General features: G+C 70.6%; 1 protein-coding gene. It reads right to left on the reverse strand.

Going from position 1 to position 1,155, the window contains the following annotated elements:
• Positions 1-1,155: KR domain-containing protein (locus ACWC5C_RS42055; protein WP_450884642.1), on the reverse strand; the 1,155-nt coding region annotated here is incomplete at both ends.

Below are 1,155 nucleotides of genomic sequence, written 5' to 3' on the forward strand. Positions count from 1 at the left end.
GGCCGCCTCCAGCATCAACCGCTGCTGCGGATCCATCGCCAGCGCCTCACGCGGCGAGATCCCGAAGAACCCGGCATCGAACTCCCCCGCGTCATAGACGAATCCGCCTTGCGGAGCGAACTGCGCGCCCGCCCCGAACATGGCCTCGACGTCCCAGCCTCGGTCCGTCGGGAAGTCAGACATGGCGTCGTCGCCGGTCAGCAGGAGCTGCCACAGCTGTTCCGGGGTGCGGACGTCGCCCGGGTAGCGGCAGGCCATGCCGACAATCGCGATCGGGTCATCGGAAGCCCCGGCCCCGTCGGCACCGGCTACGGCCAAGGAGGCATCGGAGACGACCTCGCTGCCGGTGATCTGGCCGAGGAGGAAATCGGCGAGCGCGCCCGGGTTCGGGTAGTCGAAGACCACCGTCGCGGGCAGCTTCAGACCTGTGGCCGCAGCAAGCCGGTTGCGCACTTCCACCGCGGTCAGCGAGTCGAAACCCATCTCCCTGAACGCACGGCCACGCTCCACGGCCTCGGCCGACCCGATACCGAGTACCGCGGCCGCCGTAGAACGGACCAGGTCGAGGACCACCCTCAGCCGCTCGGTCGCCGTCAGACCGGCAAGGCGCTGTGCCAGGGAGCCGTCGGCCGAGGTGTCGTTCGCCCTCTCCCGAAGACCGTCGTCCAGAGCGGCACGCGCCTCGGGGATGTCGGAGATCAGCGGTCGCGGACGGGCCGCCGTGAAGCCGGGTACGAAGCGCGCCCAGTCCACATCCGCGACCGCGACGAACGTCTCGTCGTGCTCCACCGCCTGCACCAGCGCCGACACCGCGAGTTCCGGCTCCATCGGCAGCACACCACGCCGCCGCAGTCCCTCTTCGGCTGAGCCGTCGGCGATCATGCCGCCTCCCGCCCAAGCGCCCCAGGCGATGGAGGTCGCGGTCAGGCCGCGTGCCCGGCGCTCCTCCGCCAGCGCGTCGAGATGGGCGTTGGCAGCGGCGTACACGCCTTGCCTGCCGCCGCCCCACACTCCGGCGTTGGACGAGAACAGCACGAACGCGTCCAACTCGGTCTCACCGAGCAGCTCGTCCAGGTTGCGGGCACCCGCCACCTTGGCCGCCATGACATCCGTGAGGTGCGTGGCGTCGATGTCGGCCAGGCCAGCGAACTGGCC

The sequence above is a fragment of the Streptomyces sp. NPDC001700 genome (assembly GCF_053596435.1).